This is a genomic window from Microcystis sp. LE19-41.2A, assembly GCF_027530405.1.
In the GTDB taxonomy this organism is placed as follows: domain Bacteria; phylum Cyanobacteriota; class Cyanobacteriia; order Cyanobacteriales; family Microcystaceae; genus Microcystis; species Microcystis aeruginosa.
The window spans coordinates 1-5,336 of the sequence record NZ_JAPZQJ010000198.1; the positions used below are offsets into that span (position 1 = coordinate 1).

Below are 5,336 nucleotides of genomic sequence, written 5' to 3' on the forward strand. Positions count from 1 at the left end.
AAACTTTTCTGACTTTTCTTCAGCCATTTATGAATGTTTGAATGATGCCCATTTGAAACATAAAAAAGAACTGGATTCCTTGCTGACTCTACGATTTCAGAAGTTTAATAAATCTCAGATTATGAACGTCTAAAGTATATATAACTTTTCTTAACTTGATCTAGGTACAACGGAACCTCCAAAAAAAACCAGGTGTTTTAGGAAAAATCTGGCATTCTGTAATAAAACTTAACATTTAGGTTCTTCAGTTTGTGCAAGGCAATGGACGGGGTTAAGTAGGGTCTGCTGAAAAAGTTTGTTGGTGGGGGCAGGGTGTGGGGTGTGGGGTGTGGGGTGTAGGGTTTTACCGGTTTTGAGGTAGTCAGTTACCTAATTTTCAGGGAAAAAGTACCTGAATTTTACCCCCGATCCCTCCAATGGTCAGCACTTTTTGCGGGGAAAAAAGTCTAAAACCCTTATCCAACAAGGTTTTTAGATTTATTCAGCAAGCCCTAAGTAGGGAGGCACAATTATTTGTAGGATGGGTTAGCGGTAGCGTAACATAATCGGGCGTTGGGTTTCATGCTTCAACCCAACCTACGTTCATCTTATATTTAATTCCACCCACCCACTTAAGTAGGGCTTGCTGAATAAATGTGAAATGTAGGCAAGGTAAGGGTTTTGTGGCTTTTCTTGCGAAACAGGTGCAAGATTTTGAGAGAATCGTCGTTCAAAACCTTGCGTTTTCATCGGCCCGCGTCCTGTAGGGGCGAAGCATTTGGGCATAACCTATCGGTGAAACCGGAGATTTTCTATCCGAATGCTTCGCCCGTACTTTTTGCCGCAAACCCTAATTAGCAAAGGTTTAACTGTGCCACACAGGTGTGAGAACCGCTATAAATCTGGTTATTAAAAACGGTTCTTCGTTACTTGGTATGGTTCGGTAGGGTGTCATAAATCGACTAAATCCTTATCTGGCAAGAGATTTAATTGATTAGTTCGCTCTAGAGCGAAAACAATTGACAAAAATCTCAGCAATGTCTCTCTCTATAAGGGTTTCATCTCTTATAATCCTGTATGTTGCATAAGACAAACCGAAGAGCCAATTTTTCAGAACGATTCAAGTCCCCCTTGAAAAGGGGGATTTAGGGGGGCTCCCCCCGCCTATCGGCACCCCCCTTATTAAGGGGGACAGGGGGGATCAAACGACCCGTTGATTAAAAACAAAAATTATGTGCCGGGCTGTGTTAGAATCAACGCTTAAAGAAAAAGCTAAAAGCTAGAAAACCAAACAGGGCATCTAACCTTTAGCTATTCTTGTTCAACGTCACAGTTATCAATGTGTACGAGACATTGGTAACTGTTATTTTTGTTTCTTAAAGCGGGAAACCAATCCTAAACCACCCACTGCCAAAAGTCCCAGGATAGTACCCGGTTCGGGAACGGGAACGGATTGATGGAAAGAATTTTGGAAGTCAAATAGACCTTCATTGGGATTAGCAGCTAGGGTATTTGTGACGGTCAACTTTTTGATGGGGGCGATAGGGATGAAACCGCTAGGAGGGACCTGTGAGCCGTTAGTTGAAACTAATTCAAAGGGAGGAGGTATCTCACCAAATGTCTCGGTTACAGTCCCGTAGTTGGATGATACGTTTGAATCCAGGTCAACCCCGACAATATAATCGGGGGAGCCAATGACCTCGATTGTATATGTGAAAGACCCGGAACTCATATTGGTATCAGCGAGACCGTCCATAGCATCGTATCGGAAATAATGATGATCACCCATCTCGGTCAGCGCAACTTTATCCACCGCCTCGGCCCCAATGGTACCACCGACGTACTTAACTATTTTGTCGCCTTGAATAAGATCCTTACGCAAAGCAAGATCAGAATTTGTCCATTCCCCCCAAGTTAACACCATGCTGGCGGCACTCGCACTGGTAGCGGTAAGCACCGCGCCGGCGAGAACCCCAATGGCTAGGGAGCCAGAAGCAAAAGTTTTGGTTAATTTGTTGGTTGTCATCATAACTGAATTATCCAGCGTTAATTGTGTGTACTATAGCCATCAAAAGAAGTTAAGCAAGCGTTAAGCTCGCTGATAACTTTTTGTGTGACCTGACATAATTATAGCGAAACTTTTCAAAAAAAACAGGTGTTTTAGAATAGGGTGAGCGCATCTCAAACGCTATTGACTATTGACCAATTTGGTCATCCGCTTGCTGTGTGGGCATTTCAAGTGATACCAGTCAATCAAAACAGTTAGGAATTCTTAACATTTGGTCGATTTTTGCTTAACAATTGAGATGGCAAATTCTCCTCAAATATTCCTGAATCACCCTCTGGGTAAGCAACTCACATAAATCAAGTTCATTTTGTTAACGATTGTTAAGATGCGCTTCGCTTACCCTGTGTTTTAGAAAACTTTTTTTCGGCAATATTTATATATTTTTGTCAAATTTATAGCAGTTTTCCCCGAACATAACTACCCAAAAGTTGACAAATATACCCAAGCTTTTTGGTGAAAGTTGGACAAATAAACAGGCTCTAAGTAGGTGGGTGGAATTAAATATAAGATGAACGTAGGTTGGGTTGAAGCATGAAACCCAACGCCCGCATGGGTTACGCTACCGCTAACCCATCCTACAAATAATTGTGCCTCCCTACTTAGTTCAAAAAAAAATCTCTCAATTCGTTACAAAACTTAATCAAGAGAGGTACAATGTATAAAACTTAACAGTTTTGATCGTTAAAACTGGAGTTCGATGGCAATCAACTCCCTAACGAGGTAACTTCCTTTTGCTCCCACAAAAATGTCACCCCAAAACCCCCGGACAAACTCAGGTTTTAGAAAGACCAAAAATCCCGTTGAATATCTCTATCTAAAGAGGTATGACTAATTTTCCTAAATCATCTATAGTTACCAGCGTAGGGCAATGGCAGTATAAAAGTGGACAACTGACTGTCTAAAGTTGGACGATTCTCTCTCGAGAAATTTCTTTAATTAAAACTGGGTTAAGTTAAGTAGTCGGACATAAATTCTGTTCTCTATCTTAAGAAATGTAAATTGCCGCAATTCTTACTGACTCCTGACTTAAAAGTGGCAAGTGGCAAGTGGGGAGAATACACAAAAGCTGTCTCCTGTCTCCTGTCTCCTGTCTCCTGACTCCTGACTCCTAGCCCCACCAACAAACTTTTTGCCGCAAACCCTACTTAACAGCTTATATATATGAATACCCTCATCACTATTCGAGAAGCTTCCGATTTACTCGGAGTTAGCATTAAAACCCTCCGGCGCTGGGAACAACAGGGTAAAATTGTCTCAATTCGTACCCGCGGCGGTCATCGCCGATTTCGACCGGAAGATCTCTTACAATCTGGTCAAGCAACCCCATTGATTATTGGCTATGCTCGTGTTAATCGACCTGAACAAAAACCCCAATTAGACACCCAGATAAAAGCGTTAGAAGAATTTTGCCATCAGCAGGGTCAACCCTTTGAAATTCTCACCGATATCGGCGACGGAGTCAGCCACAATCACCCTAATTTTATGCGTCTAGTGAAGATGATTTGTCAGGGTGAGGTGAAATCTCTAGTTTTAACCCATGCGGAAAGTGTGAGTCGCTTTTGTCATGATTTTATTTTGGGTTTGTGCCGTCTCTTCAAAATCCAAGTCATTCTCCTCAATCAAACCCAGGAATCCATTGCAGCTGAGGATTTAGTGGACGATCTGCAAGCCCTCGTCACCATCTGTTACGATCATCTCTACCCACTACATAACCCGGCTCATCGGCAATTACTAGAATACCTAGGGGCGTTTAAGGATGTCCGTGTGGCTTAAAATTATCCTTGGCCTGGGTTTCTTATCCCTCTTTTTAGTTGTCTGATGCCGCCTCTACTGTTCCCCGAACCAGGGCCAAGAATAGTAATATTTGAGATGATAAAGAGAATTTGATCCCCCCTTGCCCTAGGGTTGATTCAAGGTAGGGTTGATTCATGAATCAACCCTACCCCTTGCCCCCCTTAAAAAAGGGGGGAAAACCAGGAAAGTTCCCTTTTCCAAGCTGGATTGAGGGGGATCAAATTGGCTGACGGCTATATTGACATCCTCATTAACGGCAATGAAACTAGAAACCACGGCGATTAAACGGATTCTCGATGCTAACCTTGACCGCGCCAGAGAAGGACTGCGAATTATCGAAGAATGGTGTCGTTTTGGCTTAGATAATCCCGATTTAGCCCAAGAATGTAAAGAAATGCGCCATCAATTAGCTAGTTGGCACTCGATCGATCTTAAACGACATCGGGACACAGCCGGCGATATCGGCAGGGATTTAAGCCATCCCAGGGAAGAAATCCGGGAGACTGTCGAGGGACTGCTGCAGGCCAATCTCGCTCGCGTACAGGAGGCTTTTAGGGTTTTAGAAGAATACGGTAAACTCTATGATCTGGAGCTAGGGATAGCCTGTAAACAGCTGCGCTATCGGGTTTATCAGCTAGAGAGTAAACTATTAATCTCGCCACCTCTGGAAAAACTGCAAGCATCTCCCCTCTATCTAGTCACTTCTCCTGCCGAAAATCTGCTAGAAATCGTCGAATTAGCCCTAAAAGGGGGTTTAAAATTGGTGCAGTACCGCCATAAAACCGCCGCTGATACCATTCGTTTAGAAGAAGCCGCTAAACTGTGTGAGTTATGCCACCGTTACGATGCTTTGTTTATTATGAACGATCGCGTCGATATTGCTCAGGCCATTCATGCTGATGGTGTTCATCTCGGTCAACAGGATGTACCGATTTCCCTAGCGCGGCAATTTCTCGGTCCTGGGGCAATTATCGGCCGGTCCACCACTAATCCCCAAGAGATGGCCAAAGCAATCCAAGAAAAGGCCGATTATGTGGGAGTCGGGCCGGTTTATGCCACCCCCACCAAAGCAGGAAAAACCCCGGCAGGATTGGAATATGTCCGTTATGCGCGGGAAAATTGCCCTTTACCCTGGTTTGCGATCGGTGGTATTGATAGTAGTAACATTAAAGAGGTTTTAGAGGCAGGAGCGCAACAGGTAGCTGTAGTCCGGGCCATCATGGAAGCGCAGCACCCCGAGGTCATCACCCAACAATTATTAACCCAATTAAAGTAGGGAAGTGGGAAGTGGGGTGTAGGGTGTGGGGTGTGGGGTGTGGGGTGTGGGGTGTAGGGTGTAGGGTGTGGAAAAATAGGGAAATGGGGGAGTGGGGAGATAGGGGAATTTCAACTAATACCCTAAAACCCTAAAACCCCAACTCTCAACTCCTGTCTCCTGTCTCCTCCGATTAACTTGATTCGTTTATATCCAAATCCATGTCAGAAATAACCTTGC

The 5,336-nt window shown here is 44.0% G+C and carries 4 protein-coding genes and 1 pseudogene; 3 read left to right on the top strand and 2 right to left on the bottom strand.

The annotated features are described in order from the left end of the window. Positions 1-133: pseudogene (locus O9290_RS08820) on the top strand (IS630 family transposase); the annotation flags it as partial. Between the two features lie 1,209 nt (positions 134-1,342). On the opposite strand, the gene O9290_RS08825 reads toward O9290_RS08820, so the two are convergent. Continuing rightward, the gene (locus tag O9290_RS08825) at positions 1,343-2,008 is read right to left on the bottom strand and encodes a PEP-CTERM sorting domain-containing protein (protein WP_288055323.1); all 666 of its coding nucleotides are present in this window, start codon (positions 2,006-2,008) and stop codon (positions 1,343-1,345) included. 1,200 nt (positions 2,009-3,208) lie between these two features. Here O9290_RS08825 and O9290_RS08830 point away from each other — a divergent pair. Together O9290_RS08830 and O9290_RS08835 are read left to right on the top strand one after the other, a co-directional pair. Continuing rightward, complete coding sequence (locus O9290_RS08830) at positions 3,209-3,820, top strand: IS607 family transposase (RefSeq protein WP_288057556.1); 612 nt, start codon at positions 3,209-3,211, stop codon at positions 3,818-3,820. Positions 3,821-4,100: 280 nt separating this feature from the next. Then, positions 4,101-5,117: a thiamine phosphate synthase gene (locus O9290_RS08835; protein WP_288057557.1), complete on the top strand. Its 1,017-nt coding sequence runs from the start codon at positions 4,101-4,103 to the stop codon at positions 5,115-5,117. Here O9290_RS08835 and O9290_RS08840 read toward each other — a convergent pair. Next, on the bottom strand, positions 5,109-5,231 hold the full coding sequence (locus tag O9290_RS08840; protein WP_288086909.1) for a hypothetical protein: 123 nt from the start codon (positions 5,229-5,231) through the stop codon (positions 5,109-5,111). The two genes, O9290_RS08835 and O9290_RS08840, sit on opposite strands and share 9 nt — an antisense overlap. Positions 5,232-5,336: the final 105 nt, after the last annotated feature.